The sequence below is a fragment of the Mesorhizobium sp. M0601 genome (assembly GCF_040320845.1).
Classification (GTDB): Bacteria; Pseudomonadota; Alphaproteobacteria; order Rhizobiales; family Rhizobiaceae; genus Mesorhizobium.
The window spans coordinates 62,541-82,564 of sequence record NZ_JAMYQK010000029.1 but is presented as its reverse complement, the minus strand read 5'-3'; the positions used below and the strand labels follow the sequence as shown (position 1 = coordinate 82,564).

The following is a 20,024-nucleotide window of genomic DNA, read 5'->3' as shown; positions in this document are numbered from 1 at the left end:
GTGAACAGCATCAATCTGTTGCAGGCCATCGCTGCCGCACGCCGGCCCAAATAGGCTTATATCAAATCCGCCAGCAATCGGCGCCAACCGATAAACGCTATATTGAACTGATCTCGGTCGAGCGTACGGAGCCTTTCCATGTGCAATGACTACGAGCAGCACATCGCCTGGGCCGAATACTGCCGGACGATGGAATCGCTGGCGCTCAAAATCCCCAGCCATCAAACCGAACTGGATCTGCCGCAGGCGGATGACATCCACATCAACGACCCCGCACCTGTAATGCGCGCCGCCGGCGACGCAATCGAACTGGCGTCGATGACATTCGGCTTTCCCCCGGCCGGGCCAAAAGGCGGACCTGTATTCAACTTTCGCTCGGAGGGCCGGCAGTTCAGCAACAGCAAGCGCTGTCTCGTTCCGGCGTCGGCATTCTTCGAATTCACGGGAACGAAATATCCAAAAACCAAGCACAGGTTCACGCTGAATGGCCATTCGTTCATGGCGATTGCCGGGCTGTGGCGCGAGGGTGTCGGCAACAAGCCGCCGACGTTCACGATGCTGACGAGCGAGCCAGGGCCGGACGTGGCGCCATATCACAACCGGCAAGTGGTTGTGCTGCGGCCATCGGACTGGGCGGCCTGGATCCATCTCACGAGGTCCGAGGCTGAACTCCTGCGGCCGTTGCCGGTAGGGTCGCTCAGAGTGGAGACAGCTCGGGCAGGTTCGGAGTAGGAACCATCGGAAAATTGCGCGCTGAGCTGCGGCCGCGCCTCACGGCGACGCGCGCCATGCTCAGAACGAATGCCCGCGCGATATAAGCGCTTCAGCCCCGCTTGACGTAGCCGGCGGTGACCTCGTCCTTGTGGGCGGCGAAAGCTTCCAGGACTTCGGTTTTCTCAGGCTTCGGAATCTTGAAATGATCCAAGGTCCGCCCGAGTTCGGCTGCGACCTCATCGAATTCCGCGGGGGAAATCCGCAGGTCGCGATGCGCCTCCTCGAGGCCGAGCGGCGTCGTGCCGGGCTTGGTGGCGACGAACTTGAAGGGCCCGCCAGAAACGTCGCAGACCCACAGCGTGCGCATGAACTTGAGGCCGGGCAACCTTTCAAGGTTCTTGGTGTGCCATTTGCGCAGCTGCGGATTCTTGGACTTTTGGCCGACGATCGGGTTCCTCACGACGGCGTCGCTGAAGTGATCGATCACCGCTGCGATGGCAAACACGCCGCCCAGCCGCTCATACAGACTTTTCTCGGATGTGGTTTTCTTCGTCTGCGCGAGCGCCTTGTCGGCAGGCAATACCGACGTCGATGCGGCGGCCAGCGCCAGCGCGGCGACAACACTTCGTCTTGTCAGAGAAGTCGAAATTTTCATCCCTGGTTCCCTTCGAGGTTAGGCCAGAGCGAGCCGCAGCCTGTCTGGCGGGCTTCATGAAATGGCATTCGGACACTTTTCCGTATTTTAGCACCGCCTAAAGAACTAACGAGCCCTTCGCCCGAATTATTCCGATTGACCGCATTGTCATGGTCAACATGCGTAAAGGTCGCGCGGATGAGGAAGGCTTAAGCACGCGTCGCCGCACGCGGCAGAGGTCGCGAAGCCACTTCGGCCGCATCGGCGACCCGATCGATGTTGCGGGCACCGTAGTGTTCCTGACCTCGCTGGCGGCGGTCGCCTGCGGCCAATAGCCTGTGCTTTTCGAAGATCGCGAGCTTCTGCGGATAGGTCATCCGCACCTTGGCGTTGCACCCGTCGCATCTGAAGTGCGCGATTGTTCTTAGTGCAGAGCCCTTTCTTACCGCCGGATGCAAGCAATCCGGACATTCGAATGTGAGCGCGACATCCGATAAGTCTTCGGCTAAGCCCATTTCCGTCCCCTTCGCAAGCTCGGTGGCTACACTCTGGCGATTCTCAATGGGCAATTCAGATGCCAAACGGCTGTGCCAAAGCGGGACTAGGCCAATTCGCCTCGGAACGCCCGCCAAGCTAGTGCGCCTTCTCTGCCCCTTTTGAGCGACGAAGAGACCTAACTTCCTCCAGCAGTTCGCGCTCATTGGTAGTCACGTTTCGGAAGATTGCGACAATCATCACCGCTAAGGCTTCGGCATCCAGGCTTAGAGGGTCAATGTGCTCATCTGCGCAAACCTGATCAAACACGCGTTCACAAATAGCCAAATCGTGAGGGCTGAGGCGAGTGCGATTGAAACGCCGGCGCGACATTTGCGAGCCTTCAACGCCCGCCGCCCCGTTGCAAAAGAAGCGGGCCTTGGCAAGAAACGCGAGTCGTTGAACGATTGTTCCCGGCTGCAAGCTTTGTTAAGCCGCCTGCAGCAAGGGCAGACCAGAATGCATTCCCCACGCATCATGGCGCATGCGAGCGCCGTGAGGTGAGTGTGCAAGATCACAGCTTTTGACGAGCCTGTGCGCGTGTCACTCGGCAGGTCGCGGCGCGCCATATTTTTCGGCGACCTCGCCAACCGCGCACAATCATCGTCGAGCAGGTCAAGGAGGCCTTGGAAGATGCGCCAGCGAAACAATCTGGTGCTGCGAGAGAGGATTGAACGCTAAGTGTCCCTAAGAAAATCAATTACTTACGATGAGTTTTGTAACGTCGTGACGGGCGACAAAATGGCTGGGAATCACTTCTAGCCTGCGGTTCTGGCGGGATGCCAAAAGACCCGCCTCGCCTTTACTGTTTTCTCTCCAAGGCATTCTAGATCAAGCCTTCATTTGAATGCCTGGACCTTCACTGCGCCGTCAAGCACCAGGAACCGAAATACGTTTACGACGATCCGTATGCGCCGTGATGATAGATCAGCGCCGGGCCGGGCTCTCCGCTCACCACATGCCGGACGCTGCCGAGGATCAGCGCGTGGCTGTGGCGAATAATAGTATCCTCAACCGTGCAGTCGACCGCGGCAAGCGCCTCGTCGAGTGCCAGTGCGCCGCTTGCAAGGCTGGACCAGCGAGCGCCCTCGTAGCGCGCCGACCCCTTCAGGCCACCGCGCCCGGCAAAGCGGTCGGCAATCGCGATCTGGTCGGCACGCAGCACATTCACGCAGAAATGCCGATGCCGGCAGATGGCTGCCCAGGTAGACGAGTTCAGATTGATGCTGACAACCATCACCTCTGGTTCGACCGATAGGGAATGGGCGGTGGTAACGGTTGCGCCCGTCCGTTCGTCGCCAACACCTGCGGTGACCACGGAGACAGCTCCGGCCAGGTGTCGCATCGCAAATTTCAGGGGAACCCGGGTTTCCACTAAGGTTTCCACTAGGGGAACGCGTTCGGTCAGTGTCATCTGGATAGCCTCATCGTGTTTGCAGCTTCACGATGCCTTGCGACGCAACGCCGTTTGGTATCCCAACCATTGGTGAATTTCGGCGGCGATGCGCTCGGCATGTGCGGTGACTTCGGGAATTCCCATCAGTTCGCCGACGCTGCCTCGCGCCAATGGCCCGCTGACGAAAATGCTGTCGGTCGGGCGCCCGGATGTGCCGACCGCACGGCCTTGGCTGTCCGAATCCAAACCAAGACCAATCGGATCGAGCCGGACCAATCCCATCCGCGCGAGCGCCGCAATCGCCGTGTTGGTCCGCAAGATATCGGCGTGCGCCGGTCCGGTCGTCACGATCACACTGTCGAAAGCATCGACAACGAGGCTGCGTTGGCCACGCAGTCGCTGCCTGACGCAAATGCGTCCGTCGACCTGTTCGGCGCCGACAATCGTTGCGGCGCGATAGGCAAGCTTGCCCTCGGCGACGCATCGATCGAGCACGTCCGCAACTTGCGGCGCGAGGCGGAAGCGATGCACGTCCCAGAGCGCACGAAGATGGCGTGCCACACGTCGCTGCTCGGCCAGCGGCAAGGCCTGCCAGATGGTTTGTCCCTGACGTCGGACAGCATCGAGCACCGGATGCCAGTCTTCGCCCCGGCGCTTGGCATCAAGGATCGTTACCCGGATGCGCCTGAATAGTGCCGTTGCGCTGCGTGAAGGCAGGGTCGTGAAATCGCCAATTGAATCGGCCAGCATCGCGGCTTGGCCGCGCGAGCGATAGCCGTGGCGTGACAGCGCGACGATGTGGCCACGATGCCCCTTGCGGTCGAGCGTTGCAATCACGTCCGCCGACGTCAGTCCGGTGCCCACGACCAGGACACGGTCGTCGCGGCCGATCGCTTCCAGCCTCTCGAGATCATAGGGATTGGCCACCAGCCCGGCTGTGCCAGCCACGGACTTCAGGGGCATCGGCAAGGCCGGCGGCGGATGCGTCGTCGCAATCACCACGGCGTCGGCAGCGAGCGCCCCGCCATCAGCGAGGATCAGACGGTAGCCCTCGCCGGTGCGCTCGACCGATGCGACGGCGGACCTGACATGGCGGATCGTTTTGCTGAGAAGGAAGGGCCGGAGATGAGATCCCACATAGCGCCCGAAAACGCGACGCTGCGGGTAGAGTGCTCCGTAGGCGGCAATAGCCTCGGCATCGTCTACAATGGCTCTGGTCTGCTCCAGCCAGTCGGCAAAGTGGCTGTCCTGCCCGGAGATCAGCGTCATTCTCGACGCCGGCACATTGATGCGATGTGCCGGATCGGCCGTGGAATAAGCCAGACCATAGCCGAGCCCCTCGCGGGGCTCGACGACCACGATATCGGATGCACCGGCCGGGAGCAGTCGCGCCAGATGAAACGCAGTCGCCGCACCTGAAAAGCCGCCGCCGACAATCGCTATGATCGGTGCGCTGGCGCTCAAGACTGGCTCGCGCGCATCGCCGACGGGCGATGGTCGCCGGCCACGGTTTCGCCGAAGGGGCCCATGTTGACGGCCGTCGGCCGCGTTGAGATCTCGTGATCGAGTGGCAACTGCGGCAACACAAGTTCGCCGAAGCGATAGGCTTCCTCCAGATGCGGGTAACCGGACAGGATGAATGTATCGATGCCTATGCGCCGGTATTCATCGATCCGTGCCGCCACCGTAGCCGCATCGCCGACCAGTGCGGTGCCCGCACCGCCGCGCACCAGGCCGACGCCAGCCCACAGGTTCGGGCTGATTTCCAGCTTGTCGCGGCGGCCGCCATGCAGCCGGCTCATGCGCGACTGGCCAACCGAGTCCATGCGCGCGAACACCTTCTGCGCCTCGGCGATCGTCTTGTCGTCCAGACGGCTGATCAGCCGATCGGCATCGGCCCAGGCTTCGTCATTGGTTTCACGGACGATGACATGCAATCGGATGCCAAAGCTCACCGCGCGTCCCGCCTTCTCGGCAAGGCCGCGCACATGGTCGACCTTTGCGGCGACATCGACCGGTGGTTCGCCCCAGGTCAGATATTTGTCGATCTGCTCGGCGGCGACTGCATTCGCCGCCTCCGACGAACCACCGAAATAGAGCGGCGGATGCGGCGTCTGCACAGGCGGGAACAGCAGCCTTCCGTCCTCGATGCGGAAGTGCTTGCCTTCGAAGGCAATGGTCTCGCCGCTGAGCACGGCCTTGTAGATATCGAGGAATTCCCGCGTCACCTCATAGCGCTCGTCATGGCTGAGGAAGATGCCGTCGCCCTTGTTCTCGACCGGGTCGCCGCCGGTGACGACGTTGATGAGCAGGCGCCCGCCCGAAATGCGGTCGAGCGTCGAGGTCATCCGCGCCGCGAGCGTCGGCGACTGCAGCCCGGGACGGACGGCAACGAGGAAGCGGAGCCGCTGCGTCAACGGCGCCAGCGCCGACGCCACGACCCAGCTGTCCTCGCAACTTCGGCCGGTCGGCAGCAGCGCGCCGTAATAGCCGATGGCGTCGGCGGCCTTGGCGACCTGGGTCAGATAGGGCAGGTCGACCGCCCTGCCCCCCTCGGAGGTGCCGAGATAGCGGCTGTCGCCATGGGTCGGAAGAAACCACAGGACCTTGATCCTGTCGGGGATGGCAGTGCTCATGAACAGTCCTCTATGACTTTACGGCGTTCTCGCTCAGCTCCAGGCGTGTAGCGGCGGATTGACGTCGTTCAGGTAATAGTTGCCGAGGATCGCGTATTTCCAGCGCACCGGATCGTGCAGCGTGTGGGTTCGGGCGTTGCGCCAGTGCCGGTCGAGATTGTGCTCGGCCAGTGTGGATCGCGTGCCGGCGAGTTCGAACAGTTTGTTGGTGGCGTTGATGGCGATCTCGGTGGTGAGGATCTTGGATTCGGCAACCGCGATCTGCGCTTTCGCGACGGTCCTATCGTTCGGATCGGCCACGGCGCGGTCGACCGCAAGGCCGGCCTTGTCCAGAACGGCCTGCGCCGCATTGGCCCGCAGGCGAAGGTCACCGACGGCCTGGATCGTGTAGGGATCCTGCCAGGCATGATCGACGCCGCTGTCGATCCACGCGCGCGACTTGGTGCGCACGAAGCTGACGGTTTCGTCGATCGCCGCGTTGGCGATGCCGAGATCGACAGCAGCCTGGATGATCTGGAAGATGGCGCCGTCGGCGGTCGGCCGGTCATAGCCCTTGTAGCCGGGGACGAGATGCGTCTTCGGCACTTTCACATTGTCCAGCAGGACTGTGCCGGACAGCGTCGTCTTCTGGCCGAAGCTCGACCAGTCGTCGATGACCGTCAGTCCGGGCGCGCCGCGATCGGCGATGGCATACCAGGCCCGGCCCTCGTCATCGAGCGCCACGATCGGCACCAGATGGGCGAGCAGCGCGCCGCTGGAATAGAATTTCTGGCCATTGACCACGACGTGGTCGCCAGCGTCGACGAATTTGGTCTCGAAGTCGGCCGCCCGCTTGGAGCCGAATTCCGAGAACGCGTTGCCGAACCGCGTGCCGGACAGAACTTCGGCGAAGAGCAACTGCTTCTGGGCCTCATCAGAGACGGTGCGGATGGCGGCGACGACGCCGAGATGGTTCTGCGGAATCTGGCCGAGCGACGGATCGGCCGCCGAGATGATTGTGATCACCTTCGACAGCGTCACATAGGAGAGTTCCGGTCCGCCATAGGCCTTCGGCACGTTGATCGACCACAGGCCGCTCTGCGAAAACGCATCGAGCTCTTCCTTCGGCCAGATGCGCTCGCGGTCCCGCCTGGAGGCGTCCTTGGCGAAGTCTGCGGCCAGTTTTTCCGCCACAGCGATCGCCTCGGCGTCGGTCTTGATGACATGCGCTCTGGCCGACGGACGCTCAACCGGGGGGACGGCGCTGCGGATATCGGACGGCTGCTTCGATTGGATGGTCATGCTGCGGTCTCCTGGGGAAAATGTTGCGATGGAAGCGGCGTGCCGCCGAGATAGTAGGTCTTGATGTCGTCGCGCTGGCGCAGGTCGGCGGCCGACCCTTCCAGCACGCTCTTTCCGTTTTCGAGCACGGTGGCGCGGTCGGCATATTTCAGCGCCACTGCCGAATTCTGCTCGGCGACAAGGATCGAAAGATCTTCGTCCCGATTGAGCCGCTTCAAAGCGCTGAAAATCTCGTCGACGATCAGCGGCGCCAGCCCCATCGAAGGCTCGTCCAGCACGAAGAGTTTCGGCCGCGACATCAGACCGCGGCCGATCGCCGTCATCTGCTGCTCGCCGCCGGAGGTGAGGCCGGACCGGGTTCGCCGCTTCTCGGTGAGCCTGGGGAAAAGCGCATAGACGCGGTCGAGGTCGGCCTTGACGCCGGTGCGGGAGGACGAACGCCCGAGCGCGCCGGTCAGAAGGTTCTCCTCGACCGTCAGCGAGCGGAAGCAGTGTCGGCCCTCGAGGACCTGGACCAGACCCTTGCGGACGAGGTGAGAGGGGCTTGCCCTGGAGACATCCTCGCCGTCGAAAGTGATCCGACCAGCGGTAACAGTGCCGCGCTCGGCCGGGAGGAGATTGGATACGGCGCGTAGCAGCGTCGTCTTGCCGGCGCCGTTGGAGCCGAGCAGTGCGACGATCTCGCCTTTGCCGACCGACAGGTCGACACCGTGCAGGGCGGCGATGGCGCCGTTGTAGACGGCCTCCACGCGACTGACCGACAGGATCGGATTTTCCGGGCTGGACATCGATGACTCCGCAATAGGCAGGAAATCGCGGCCGGCCCGTGGGCCGGCCGCGAGTTGTTGGACTTCAGTTGCTGACCACTGCTTCGGCGTCTTCGGCCGTGCGGATCTTGATGCCCTTTTCCTTGGCATAGGCCTCGGACGACTTCTCGATGATCGGACGCAGCAGCTTCCAGTCGGGCGCAATCCAGTCGGAGACGACGTTCCACTTCTTGCCGTCCCACTGCTGGAAGGTCACGTAGCCGTCACCTTCGTGATTGTCCCAGGAGACGTTGATCGAGTGGAACAGGTCCTTGGCGCCCAGCGCCTCGACGCGTGCCGGATCGAGCTTGAGATGCTCGAAGCCCCAGCGGACTTCGTCGCCGGTGAGCGTGCGGTTGCCGAACTTGGTCTGCGCGATGCGGACCGCCTCGACATTGAGGATGCCGTTGACGATGCCGAGATTGTGGTAGACCGAGCCGATACGGCTCTTTTCCTCGAGATTGCCTTTGCCGGCGCCGTAGACCGTTTTGACGATCTCCTGGACTACCGGATACTGCTCGCCTGACGCCTGGGTGGTGATGGCCGTATAGCCCTTGGCGGCATCGCCGGCGGGGATCACATCCTCTTCCGAATTCGACCAGACATTGCCGACGATGTGATCGGCCGGGAAGCCGGTCTTCTGCGCGGTCTTGAGCGCAACCGGGTTCATCACGCCCCAGCCGCGCAGCACCACATAGTCCGGATGCTCGCGACGGATCGTCAGCCACTGCGCCTGCTGCTCGTTGCCTGGATGCGGAACCTCGATCTGCGACAGCTCGAAGCCGTATTTCTGCGACAGCAGCTCATAGATCGGAATCGTCTCCTTGCCATAGGGCGAGCCGTGATAGAGCACGACGATCTTCTTGCCCTTGAGCTTGTCGAGGCCACCTTCCTTGGAGGCGATATAGTTCACGATGCCCGAGGTCTCGCTGTAGGGATTGAGCAGCAGCGGGAAGACGTAAGGGAACACGCGTCCGTCCGTGGTGTCGGTGCGGCCGTGGTTGATGGTGATCAGCGGCACCTTGTCATCGGTGATGCGGTCGATCATGGCATAGGCGATGCCGACCGAAAGCGGGTTCCAGGCGGCGATGCCGGGATTGCTCTTCAATCGTTCATAGACCTCGACGCCCTTCTCGACCTCATACTGCGTCTCGCCCTCGCTCCAGGTCAGTTTGACGCCGTTGACGCCGCCGTCGCGGATGTTGATCAGGTTGAGATAGTCGATGAAGCCGCCGAAGAAGCCGGTGCCGCCGGCGGCATAAGGGCCGACGCGGTAGCTCTGCAGGGGAAAATACTGCTCGTCGGCGTGGACCGCCGTCGCGCCGAGGACGAAAGCCGTGGCGATCGCCGCTTTCTTGAGGTGACTGAAGAAGGTCATGGATTGCGTCTCCTGAGGTTGTGGTCCGTGAGAGGATGTCGAGCGGCGCTCAGCTGGACCTTGAGCCGATCCGTCGTTTCAGGCGGTCGAAGAGGGCCGACAGCCCGTTCGGTTCCGCGATGAGGAAGATGATGATGAGCGCGCCGAGCACGATGCGCTGGCTCATGTCGAGAACACCCGAATCGAACAGTCCGCCAAACAGGAAGGCGCCAAGCCGCGACAGGATGAGCGGAAAGATGACGATGAACGCCGCTCCCAGAAAGGCGCCGCGTATCGAGGCCAGCCCGCCGATGATGATGATGAACAGGATCTGGAACGAGCGGTCGAGATTGAAGCCGGCCGGCTCGACGGTGCGCAGATAGGTGAAGGCCCACAGCACCCCGGCGACGCCGATGATGAAGGACGAGATGGCGAACGCGAGCAGCTTGGTCTTCAGCACAGGGACGCCGATCACCCGCGCGGCGGTTTCGTTGTCGCGCACGGCGATGAAATTGCGGCCGGTCGCGCTGTTGACCAGGCGCCAGACGAGCGCCGTGAGCACGATGACCGTGGTCACCGAGAGCAGGTAGCGGCCCGTCGCCCTGTCGAGCGAGAAGCCCGCAACGGCAAGGTGCGGCGCCGAGATCACCCCGGAAGGGTTGTCGTTGGAGAACCACCCGAACTTGGTCAGCGCCCACTGCACGAAGAACTGAGCGGCGAGCGTTGAGACGGCGAGATAGAAGCCGCGCAGGCGCAGGCTCGGCAATCCGAACACGACGCCGATGCCGGCGGCTGAAATCCCGGCCAGGATCATGGTCGCAGCCAGCGGCAGTCCTTCGACCCGAAGGTTGAAATTGTAGGCGGCGAAAGCGCCGACCGCCATGAAGGCGGAGGAGCCCAGCGAAAGCTGGCCGCAATAGCCGGTCAAAAGGTTGAGGCCGACCGCCGCCAGGCTGAGCGCAAGGAACGGCAGCAGGATCGCCTCGACGAGATAGCTCGACGCATAGGCGGGGATCAGGCCGTAGGCCACGGCCATCAGGGCGACGGGCAGAGCTAACCTCTGCCAGTCGATGGGAAGCCTTGCGGCATCGAGCGCTTGCACGGCCATCGGTCAGACCCTTTCGACAGTCTTCTGGCCAAACAGGCCGGAGGGGCGCACCAGCAGGACGACCAGCGCCAGCGCATAGGCGAACCAGCCTTCGATGCCGCCACCGACAAAGGGTCCGAGGTAGACCTCGGCGAGCTTCTCGCTGGCGCCGATGATGAGGCCGCCGACGATGGCGCCGAGGATAGAATCGAAGCCGCCAAGCACCAGCACCGGCAGCGCCTTCAGCACGATCAGCGACAGCGAGAACTGGACGCCGAGGCGCGCGCCCCACAAAAGTCCCGCGACCAGTGCCACGAACCCCGCGGCCGTCCACACCGTCCCCCAGATCCGGGGCAGCCGCAGCCCGACGGCGAGCGCCGCGAACTGGTCGTCTGCGACGGCGCGAAACGCCAGGCCGATGCGGGTCCAATAGAAGAATGCGCTCAAGCCGGCGACCATCGCCGCGGCAATGCCTGCAGCAAGAAGATCGAACGACGATATCAAGATACCGCCGACCTCGAACGGCGTGTCGTCGATGCCGAGATCGAGCCCGTGCACCTGCGTGCCCCACACCAACTGGGCAGCGCCTTCAATGATGTAAGACAGGCCAAGCGTGGCCATGAACAGCGTCATCGGCGAGCGATTGACCAGCGGCCTCAGCACAGTTCGCTCGATGGTGAAGCCCAGCGCAACCATGACCGCGAGGGTAACGAGCAGCGAAAGCGCAAACGGGATGCCGCGTTCGACAAGGCTGACAAAGGTGAGTGCGGCGAACAGCACCATCGACCCTTGCGCGAAGTTCAGCATGCCCGACGTCTTGTAGATCAGCACGAAACCGATGGCGACGAGCGAATACATGACGCCTGAGAGCAAGCCACCGACCAGCACCTCGATGACGAAGAGGAAATCATAGTAGCTCATCAGATGCCCTCGCCATCTTCGCCTTCGGCGGTGCCGATATAGGCCCGGATCACCGCCGGATTGGCCCTGACCTCGGCCGGTGTCCCGTCGGCGATCTTGCGGCCGTAGTCGAGCACGGCGACGCGGTCGGAGAGTCCCATGACCACCCCGATGTCGTGTTCGATCAGGATGATGGTGACGTCGTGCCGGTCGCGCGCTGCGCGCACGAAACCGGCCATCTCGGCCTTCTCGGTCGCCGTCATGCCGGCCATCGGTTCGTCGAGCAGCAGGATCTTCGGCTCGGCGACAAGCGCGCGCGCCAGTTCGACCCGCTTCTGCAGGCCGTAGGGCAGCGTTGCGACCAGGCGATCGGCGACGGCCTCGAGATGCAGGAAGGCGATTGTCTGGTCGACCTTTTCAGCGATCGCGGCATCTTCGCGCCGGGCGCGCGGTAGACCGGCGATATGTTCGACAAAGCTGGCGCGCCGGGTGTGGACGCGGCCCGACGCGATGTTGTCGCGCACTGAAAGCCCACCGAACAGTGCCAGGTTCTGGAAGGTGCGCGCGACGCCGAGCCGTGCCAGACGGCTTGCCGACACCCGGGAGAAGGACTGGCCATCGATCGCGATCTTGCCCTGATCGGCGTGATAGAGGCCGCTGATGATGTTGATCAGCGAGGATTTGCCGGCGCCATTGGGACCGATCACAGCGCGGATCTCGCGGCTTTTGACCTCGAGGTCGACATCCCGCAGTGCCATGACGCCACCAAAAGAAATGCTGATCCCGCCCAGCGCCAGGATCGCATCAGCCTTTGGCGACAGGCGCGCCGGGCGCGTGTCCTCGACGGGACCAGCACCAGCAAGAATCCCGGAGATTTCGGGCGCGCGCTCGTATGCGGCGGCTCCCAGCGAAGCACCAATCATGAAACGTCCCTGATTTTGAAGGCGTGCGGGCGGCGGCCTGAAGGCCGCGCCTGTCCTATTCCGCGGCGACGAGCTCCCTGTCGCGCGCCGCTTCCAGTTCGCGCACCAGAGGGATGACGCGCTTGCCGAAGAACTCCACCTCTTCCTGGAAATGCAGGAAGCCGAGCAGGATCAGATCCGCGCCGGCATCCTTCAGCTTGAGGATGCGTTCGGCAATCTGTTCCGGCGTGCCGATGAGATTGCTGCGGAAGCCGTCATTGTATTGGACAAGATCCTCGAACGAGGATTTCGCCCAGTTACCCTCGCCTTCCGGCGAGGCCTTGCCGGCATTCTTGACCTGATCGGCGAAACCCTGCACCGCCTCCGGATTGGCCTTGGCGATGATCTCGTCGAGCACGATGCGCGCTTCTGCCTCGGTTTCGCGAGCGATGGCAAAGGCGTTGACGCCGATCTTGACCTTGTGGCCATTGGCCTTCGCCTTGGTCTTGATGTCGTCAACCTGCTTCTTGATCTCTTCCGGCGTGTTGCCGTTGGTGAAATACCAGTCGGAAACCCGCGCAGCCATGTCGCGCGCCGCGCGTGATGAGCCGCCCTGGAAGATCTCCGGCTGCGGATCGATCGGCTTCGGCTTCATCGAGTAGTTGGTAAAGCGATAGAAGTCGCCCTTCAGAGTGAAATTGTCCTCGGTCCAGATGCCGCGCAGCGCACGGATGAATTCCTCCGAGCGGCGATAGCGCTCGTCATGGTCGAGCCACAGCTCGCCGATGGCGGCGAACTCACCGCGGAACCAGCCGCTCACGACATTGACGGCGACACGGCCATTGGTCAGGTGATTGATGGTGGCTATCTGCTTGGCCGCCAGCGCTGGATTCCATGGGCCGGGCAGGATCGCCGCGATGACTTTCAGCGTTGTGGTGGCAGCGAGCAAGGCATGGCTGAACGAGACGGATTCGTGCTGGTTGTCGGCGCCATAGCCGGCCGTGAAGCGTATTTGGCTCAGCGCGTAGTCGAAGCCGTTGGCCTCGGCGATCTGGGCGAGCTTGCGGTTATAATCGATGTCCCAGCCTGTCCGCTGCTCGATGTTGGAGATGACAAGGCCGCCCGAAACGTTCGGGACCCAGTAGGCGAACTTCACGTTGTCGGAATTCGAGGTCATTTCGTTTCGTTTCCCCTTTTTGATTGGCTTCAACCGACGCGCGTGGCGACGGCAGCATTTGCATGACTGGAATTAAGCAAGGAAATCGCTTCGGTAGCGGCCCGTGAGATGCGCTCGATAATCGCCGCGCCGACGATCTTGGCATCGACGAAATCGTCGGGCGCGCCGTAGACATCGGTCGGGACGGTGACGGCCCCGAAAAAACCGAACAATGGCCGGAGCTGATGTTCGAGAACCAGGCCATGGTATGGACTTCCGCCGGTTGCCGCGAGAAGCACGGTCTTGCCCGTCAGTGCACGATGATCGACGAGGTCGAACAGGTGCTTGAGAGCGCCGGTGTAGGACGCCCGATAGACCGGCGTTCCGACCACGAGCAGGTCGGCCTTCTCGACACGCTGGATGATCGCTTCGCCAGACGCGCCGAGCGCACGACGAGACAGCCCGGCGAAAATCGAAGGCGCCGCCTCGGTGATTTCGATCAGGCCGGTGTCTGCCGGGACGCGCAAGGCGACTGCCTTGACCAGCGCGTTGACCACCGCGGTAGTGCGCGATGGTGTGCTTACGCCGCCGGATATTCCGAGAACCGATAGCCTTGCCAACTCGTCAATCTCCCGGACCCTGCATGCGCATCGGGTCATTTCCAAACCGGGGCAGACGATATTCGACAAAATCTATAGAGATAAGGAACTACGTTCCGATTTTTCGGCCTCGCGGAGAAAAATGCCGTTCTGCTAATGGACGTAGCAATGTCCGTATAGCGAGTAGACCGAAGCTCAGGCCATCAATACGGCTTCGCATTCATTCATCACCATTTTCAAACGCGCCTAAGCCTTGGGCAATTAGGTTCGTTGCCATGACCAGTGAAACGATCGCGCCGGAATTGAAAACGACGACCCACCATTTACCGCCGGACAGGAAGCCGTAGCCGTCGGCGACGGCTAGCCCCCAATCGGCCGACGGCGGCTGGATGCCGAGGCCCAGAAAACTCAGCGTCGCGATCGAAAAGAACGCGTAGCCCAGCCGAGTGACGAACTCGATGAGGATCGTCTCCCTGATGTTGGGCAATATCTCCAGGAACATGATAGCGAGCGCGCCTTCGCCGCCAAGCCGGGCGGCGCTGACATAGTCGCGCTGCTTCTGCTCGCGCACGGCGGCGCGGACGGTGCGCGCCACCAGCGGCGCATAGGCGATGCCGATCACCAGGACGACGGTCAGGTTCGACGGCCCGATCGCCACCAGCGTCATGGTGACGAGAACGATGAATGGAAACGCCATCAGTGTATCGAGCAGCCGCGCGCCGATGGCATCGGTGAGGCCATCGAAATAGCCGAGCACCAGGCCGATGATGCTGCCGGCGGCAACGCCGACCAGCGTCGCCAGCGGCGCAACCAGCAGGATATCGCGCGATCCGACGACAATGCGGGACAGCACGTCGCGGCCGAGCTGATCGGTCCCGAACCAGTGCGAGGCATCGGGCGGCGTCAGCATCGCCAGAAAATCCTCGGCATAGGGATCATACGGAACGAAAAGATTGCCTGCTACCGCGCATACGACCCAGAACAGTAGCAGCAGCGTTCCGATCACGACCGATGGGGGCAGTCCGGAGAAGGCACTGCCGATCCTGCGCACCGCCGGAAAACCGGCCACGGCGCGCCGTGATGCGGGAAACTCCGTCAGATCCGTCATGGTGAGGTCCGACGGCGTTGCCGCGGATCGAGCAAGGCCAGCACGAAGTCGCCCGCCGCCGCCGAAAGAACAAAGATTGCCGCCATCACCAGCACCCCCGCTTCAAGCATCGGGAAATCTCGCGCCTTGGCCGCGTTCAGAACCAGATTGCCAAGTCCCTGGATGCCGAACAGCGCTTCGATCACAACCAGCCCGCCAAGCATGTATCCGGTCTGCGTCGCCAGCACCGCGATGGTCGGGGTCAGCGCATTGCGCAGCACGTGCCGAAGGATGATCTCGCGCCGCTCAAGCCCTTTCAGGACGGCGGTGCGTGTGTAGTCGGCGGCCATCGCCTCGATCACGCCGGCCCGCGTCATCCGGGCGATGTAGCCGGCAAGATTGAGCACCAGCGGCAGCGCCGGCAGGATCAGATAATAGCCTTGCGTCCAGAAGCCCGCGCCATCCGGCGCAACGCCTGAGATCGGGAACCAGTTCAGCCACAGGCCGAAAACGATGAGCAGCATCAGGCCGGACACAAAATCCGGGACGATGCCGAAGGAGACGCCCGCCATCACGATCAGCCGGTCGATGAGGCGGCCGGCGTTGAGACCGGCGATGACACCGCCGCCAACCCCGAGCGGAATGAGAAAGACCAAAATAATGCCGGCAAGGGATGCGGAGCGCTTCAGGCTCTCCTGCACGAACGGGGCCACCGGCGCGCGCATCGAAAGCGAGGTGCCGAAATCGCCTGACACCGCCTTGCTGAACCAGAGCCAATACTGGACGAGAACTGGCTGGTCGGCGCCCAGCCGCTTGTTCAGCTCCGCCACCGCCTGCGCGTCGGCAAACGGCCCGAGCATCACGCGGCCGACATCGCCGGGCAAAACCTGCCCGGCGAAGAAAACCAGGACACTGACAAGCCACAGCGTGAGGACGAGAGTGCCCACACGCGCTGACAGAATGCGGCCGGTCAGCATGTCGCGATCATGCCTGGACGAAGGAAACGCGATCGAGCAGCAGATGCGAGATTGCGGTGAAGCGCACGCCCTCGACCTTCGAGCTGACAATCCGGCTGTATTGCGAGAAGTAGCTGATGATCGCCGGCGTCTCGTCAAGCAAAAGCGTCTGGATCTTGCCGGCAGCAAGGCGCTGGGCATTGAGGTCACGCGCCTTCGAGTAGTCGAGCAGCAGCGCATCATAGCCGGGGTTGTTGAAATGCGCCGCGTTCCAGGCTCCCGTACTCTTCAGCGTGGCGTTGAGGAAGATGTCGGGCGTGCCGCGATGGCCGTAGTCGGTGATGCCGAGAACCGAATCCAGCCAAGGCGAGCTGCCGAAGGTCGCCGAGCCGTAATAGGCGTCCTGCGGCAGGACATTGAGCTTGACATCGATGCCGATCTTTTTGGCGAAGTTCTGGATGATCACCGCATAGTCGGGAATGTCATAGGCGCGTTCGGTGGTCAGCGTCACCTCGAAGCCGTTCGGCACGCCAGCCTCGCCAAGCAGCCGCTTGGCTTCCGTGATATCGTGCTTGCGCTGCGGCACCGACGGATCGGCCGAAGGGAAGATCGGCGCGAACGGGGTGTCGTTGCCGACGATGGCGCGGCCCTTCAGCAGCCCCTTGACCACCGCCTCGCGGTCGATGGTGAGTGCCAGCGCGCGGCGGATGCGCTTGTCGGTGAACGGCGCCTGGTCGGTTCTGAGATGCACCTGGTCATGCGAGCTTGCCTGCACGCTGAGCAGCTTGAAGTTGGGGTTGCCCTCGATCGCCAGTTCCAACCGCGTCGTGCTGGGGATGACGTCGAGCTGGCCGGCCTGCAGCGTCAGCACCTGCGCCTGCTCGTCGTCGAAGAACTTGATCTCGATGCGGTCGGGAAGTGCCTTCTCGCCCCAGTAATCCGGATTGCGCACGAAGCTGGCGCCTTGCTTGGGACGGAAGGATTCGAGCTTGAACGGGCCGGTGCCGTTGAAATTTTTCTCGAAATCGCCGGCATAGTCGGCCGGCAGGATGACGGCGTTATAGACGTCGGAAGAGACATAGAAAGGGAAATTGCTGTTCGGACCGTCCAGATCGAAGGCGACCGTTTCGTCATCGACCAGCTTGGCGCCACCCTTGGACAGGATGCCCTTGTAGGCTGAGAGCGCCGACGAGCCGCTGGCGGGATCGACCAGCCGCTCGAAGCTCGCCACCACGTCCTTGGCGGTGACGGCGCGGCCATCGTGGAATTTCACTCCTTGCCGCAATTTGAAGGTCCAGCGGCTGGCTGTCTCGTCGGCCTCCCAGGACAAAGCGAGCTTCGGCTGGAGACCGTCCTTCGGATCGTCGAGGATCAGATATTCGCCGACCTGGCTGATCACCCCGATGCTGGCCGGATCGGTCACCGAAACCGGATCGATCGCCTTGGTCGGCTGACCGAGCCCGACACGAACCGTGCCGCCGGCGGCGGCCGCGGCGCGCGCGCCTCCAAGCCCCTGCGAGGCGGCAAAGCCTGTCAGGCCGAGCAGTGCGGCGTATTTCAGGAGATCGCGGCGCTTGAGAAAGCCGCCCTGATATTCGTCGACGGCGACATTCCAGATGTCCCCCGACAGGCTGCGAAGTGCGTCGATATCCCTGCGTTTGGTCATGTTAAAACCCTGCTTTGAAATGAAAATTGAAAACCTATGCGACGGGTTCGCCGTCGAGATGGATGCGGTCAACGGCCTGCGGATAGAAGGCGATGAGGCCTTTGATCTTCGGCATTTCGGCGATTGGTTCCCGGTAGCTCCAGGCGATGTCCGGGCGCACCGTTCCGTCGCTCAGCAGCCCCGACCAGTAGGAGGCGATGCCCTTGTAGGGACATCGCGTCGTTGTAACGGACGCGGTCAGCCGCTCCAGCCGGATGTCTTCCGCCGGCAGATAGAAACGCGTCGGCAGATGGGTCTCGAACAAAAGCACCGGGCGGTGACTGTCGGCGATCGGCTCGCCGTCGAACCAGACCTGCACATGGCTCGTGCTTTGCAGCACATCAATGCGCGCATAAGGGTCTCGCGCATGGACGAAGACCTCTTCGTCCTCCTCGAACCATTGGTCGACGGCCTTCCAGGTGAAGGCGATCCGCCCGGCCAGGGACGCCAGCGCTTCGTCCGGCGGCGAGATGAACGCCCACGCCGCGTTGGCACTGCGCCTGTCGCCGCTGTCGATATCCCAATAGGCCGTCTCGCCACCGACTGGATGCGGTTCGCGATGCAGCGAGGGCTTCAGCACCGACGGGTCTACCGCTGACGGCGGGAAGAAATAGATCGGCAGGAAATGGTTGGAGCGCAGCACCAGCACGTTGCGGCTGTCGGCGATGGTGCGGCCGCCGAATTTGACGCGCACACGCTTGGGACTGTGCAGGACATTGACGAGCTGCGGCGCGGTGGCTTCGCGAGGCTGCAATCTTGGCGCGACGGTCATGATCGTTCTCCCGGTCAGGACACGGCGCGCGCATCGTCGCGCTGCTCGGCGAAGCGGTTGGCGGGCCGCGCCACGCCGAAGCGGTCGCGCAGCGTTCCCGGCGCGTATTCGGTCGGGAACACGCCACGGCGCTGCAGCTTCGGCACCACCTGTTCGGCGAAATTCACCCAGTCCTCGGGCAGCAGCGGGAACATCAGGTTGAAGCCGTCGGCGGCGCCTGAAACGAACCAGTCCTGCAACTGGTCGGCGATCTGTTTGGGCGTGCCGGCGACGGTCGGCACCGAACCGCTATTGGCGAGCTTGCGGGCGATGTCGCGTAGGCTGAGATTCTGCTTCGACCATTCCTTGACCCGGTTGAGCGATGTGCGCCCGCCATTGAAGGTGCTCTCGTCCGGCAGCGGCGGCAGCGGCCCGTCTGGCGGATAGACGGAGAGATCGATGCCGCTCCAGCTGGACAGAAGGTCGATGCCGACCTGATCGGGCAGCAGGGTTTGGAGGTATTCCTGCTTTTCGCGGCCTTCCGCCTCGGAAGCGGCGACAATCGGCAGAATGCCCGGCAGGATCTTGAAGCTCTCCGGCCGCCTGCCATAGCGGGCGAGGCGCTCGTTGATGTCCTGCCGGTATTTGATGCCGTCTTCCCTGGTGCTGTAGATGGCGAAATGCACGTCGGCCTGGGCGGCGGCGAAGTTCTTGCCGTCCTCGGACGAGCCGGCCTGGACGATCAGCGGGTGGCCCTGCGGCGGCCGCGAGACGTTGAGCGGCCCGCGCACCTTGAAGTGCTTGCCTTTGTGATCGATGGGGTGGACCTTGTCGGGATCGGCGAAATAGCCCGTCTCCTTGTCGATCAGCAGCGCCTCGTCTTCCCAGCTGTCCCAAAGCGCCTTGACGATATCGAGGAATTCGGCCGCGCGCTCATAGCGGAACGCATGTTCGATGTTGCCGTCGCGGCCGAAATTGCGCGCCTCCTCGTCCATGGCCGATGTGACGACGTTCCACGACGCCCTGCCCTTGCTGATATGGTCAAGCGAGGCGAACATGCGCGCAACATTGTAGGGCTCGCTGTACGAGCTCGACACCGTGGTGATCAGGCCGATGTGTTTGGTCACGCCGGCCAGTGCCGACAGCAGCGTCAATGGCTCAAGGCGGGCATTGGCGTAGTGGGCGACACCGCTCTTGACCGAATCCCAGATCGAAACGTGGTCGGCGACGAAGATGGTGTCGATCCTGGCCCGCTCGGCCGCTTGCACGAGATCACGGTAGAACTCGAAGTCCAGCACCTCCCGGCCCGGCGCCCGCGGATGGCGCCACGACATCCGATGATCGCCCTGCGGGTTGAAGAAAAATGCGCTGAGGATCATGTGGTCTCGAGCCATGCCGGTCTCCTTCCAGATCTGCTCCGGAGATTGTCGCACTGCTTCGGCAAGCGGCGACAATCGCTCTTGAGCCATGAAAGTTAGATTGCGCTCCGGCTTAATTCTAGTAATTTTATAGAGATAAAGCAT

The 20,024-nt window shown here is 62.7% G+C and carries 20 protein-coding genes; 1 reads left to right on the top strand and 19 read right to left on the bottom strand.

Annotated elements, in window-relative coordinates; all coding sequences use genetic code 11:
- Positions 1-138: 138 nt before the first annotated feature.
- Complete coding sequence (locus NKI41_RS23180; protein ID WP_352475076.1) at positions 139-732, top strand: SOS response-associated peptidase; 594 nt, start codon at positions 139-141, stop codon at positions 730-732.
- 91 nt (positions 733-823) lie between these two features.
- Here the strand turns inward: NKI41_RS23180 and NKI41_RS23175 are convergent, their stop codons facing one another.
- The 19 genes from NKI41_RS23175 to NKI41_RS23085 form a co-directional block, all read right to left on the bottom strand.
- The gene (locus NKI41_RS23175; protein ID WP_352475075.1) at positions 824-1,369 is read right to left on the bottom strand and encodes a group I truncated hemoglobin; all 546 of its coding nucleotides are present in this window, start codon (positions 1,367-1,369) and stop codon (positions 824-826) included.
- A gap of 188 nt (positions 1,370-1,557) precedes the next feature.
- Positions 1,558-1,863 carry a hypothetical protein gene (locus tag NKI41_RS23170; protein ID WP_352475074.1) on the bottom strand — a complete coding sequence of 102 codons (306 nt, stop codon included), beginning with the start codon at positions 1,861-1,863 and terminating at the stop codon, positions 1,558-1,560.
- Between the two features lie 118 nt (positions 1,864-1,981).
- The gene (locus NKI41_RS23165) at positions 1,982-2,305 is read right to left on the bottom strand and encodes a hypothetical protein (protein WP_352475073.1); all 324 of its coding nucleotides are present in this window, start codon (positions 2,303-2,305) and stop codon (positions 1,982-1,984) included.
- 472 nt (positions 2,306-2,777) lie between these two features.
- Positions 2,778-3,296 (bottom strand): flavin reductase family protein, encoded by a 519-nt coding sequence (locus NKI41_RS23160; protein WP_352475072.1) that lies wholly within the window; start codon positions 3,294-3,296, stop codon positions 2,778-2,780.
- 27 nt (positions 3,297-3,323) lie between these two features.
- Entirely contained in the window at positions 3,324-4,742 is a 1,419-nt protein-coding gene (locus NKI41_RS23155) for an FAD/NAD(P)-binding protein (RefSeq protein WP_352685316.1), read from the bottom strand.
- The gene (gene ssuD, locus NKI41_RS23150; protein ID WP_352475069.1) at positions 4,739-5,914 is read right to left on the bottom strand and encodes an FMNH2-dependent alkanesulfonate monooxygenase; all 1,176 of its coding nucleotides are present in this window, start codon (positions 5,912-5,914) and stop codon (positions 4,739-4,741) included. Before ssuD ends, NKI41_RS23155 begins: the two co-directional genes overlap by 4 nt.
- Positions 5,915-5,947: 33 nt before the next feature.
- A complete protein-coding gene (locus NKI41_RS23145) occupies positions 5,948-7,195 on the bottom strand; it encodes an SfnB family sulfur acquisition oxidoreductase (RefSeq protein WP_352475068.1) in 1,248 nt (415 codons plus the stop codon).
- Positions 7,192-7,983 (bottom strand): ABC transporter ATP-binding protein, encoded by a 792-nt coding sequence (locus NKI41_RS23140; RefSeq protein ID WP_352475067.1) that lies wholly within the window; start codon positions 7,981-7,983, stop codon positions 7,192-7,194. Before NKI41_RS23140 ends, NKI41_RS23145 begins: the two co-directional genes overlap by 4 nt.
- A gap of 64 nt (positions 7,984-8,047) precedes the next feature.
- Complete coding sequence (locus tag NKI41_RS23135) at positions 8,048-9,379, bottom strand: ABC transporter substrate-binding protein (RefSeq protein WP_023722897.1); 1,332 nt, start codon at positions 9,377-9,379, stop codon at positions 8,048-8,050.
- Between the two features lie 49 nt (positions 9,380-9,428).
- Positions 9,429-10,466, bottom strand: coding sequence for a branched-chain amino acid ABC transporter permease (locus NKI41_RS23130; protein WP_352685315.1), 1,038 nt, complete (start codon positions 10,464-10,466; stop codon positions 9,429-9,431).
- A 3-nt stretch (positions 10,467-10,469) separates the two neighbouring features.
- Positions 10,470-11,366 carry a branched-chain amino acid ABC transporter permease gene (locus NKI41_RS23125; RefSeq protein WP_352685314.1) on the bottom strand — a complete coding sequence of 299 codons (897 nt, stop codon included), beginning with the start codon at positions 11,364-11,366 and terminating at the stop codon, positions 10,470-10,472.
- Entirely contained in the window at positions 11,366-12,268 is a 903-nt protein-coding gene (locus NKI41_RS23120) for an ABC transporter ATP-binding protein (protein ID WP_352470167.1), read from the bottom strand. The genes NKI41_RS23125 and NKI41_RS23120 overlap by 1 nt, the downstream gene beginning before the upstream one ends.
- Before the next feature lie 55 nt (positions 12,269-12,323).
- A complete protein-coding gene (gene sfnG, locus NKI41_RS23115) occupies positions 12,324-13,424 on the bottom strand; it encodes a dimethylsulfone monooxygenase SfnG (RefSeq protein WP_352470165.1) in 1,101 nt (366 codons plus the stop codon).
- Between the two features lie 29 nt (positions 13,425-13,453).
- Positions 13,454-14,023, bottom strand: coding sequence for an FMN reductase (gene msuE, locus NKI41_RS23110; protein ID WP_352470164.1), 570 nt, complete (start codon positions 14,021-14,023; stop codon positions 13,454-13,456).
- A 199-nt stretch (positions 14,024-14,222) separates the two neighbouring features.
- Positions 14,223-15,110, bottom strand: a complete 888-nt coding sequence (locus NKI41_RS23105) for an ABC transporter permease (protein WP_352685313.1) — start codon at positions 15,108-15,110, stop codon at positions 14,223-14,225.
- Positions 15,107-16,066: an ABC transporter permease gene (locus tag NKI41_RS23100; protein WP_352685312.1), complete on the bottom strand. Its 960-nt coding sequence runs from the start codon at positions 16,064-16,066 to the stop codon at positions 15,107-15,109. The genes NKI41_RS23105 and NKI41_RS23100 overlap by 4 nt, the downstream gene beginning before the upstream one ends.
- A 7-nt stretch (positions 16,067-16,073) precedes the next feature.
- Positions 16,074-17,711 carry an ABC transporter substrate-binding protein gene (locus tag NKI41_RS23095; protein ID WP_352685311.1) on the bottom strand — a complete coding sequence of 546 codons (1,638 nt, stop codon included), beginning with the start codon at positions 17,709-17,711 and terminating at the stop codon, positions 16,074-16,076.
- 34 nt (positions 17,712-17,745) lie between these two features.
- Positions 17,746-18,522, bottom strand: coding sequence for a DUF427 domain-containing protein (locus NKI41_RS23090; protein ID WP_352541339.1), 777 nt, complete (start codon positions 18,520-18,522; stop codon positions 17,746-17,748).
- 14 nt (positions 18,523-18,536) lie between these two features.
- The gene (locus tag NKI41_RS23085) at positions 18,537-19,895 is read right to left on the bottom strand and encodes an LLM class flavin-dependent oxidoreductase (RefSeq protein WP_352685310.1); all 1,359 of its coding nucleotides are present in this window, start codon (positions 19,893-19,895) and stop codon (positions 18,537-18,539) included.
- Positions 19,896-20,024: the final 129 nt, after the last annotated feature.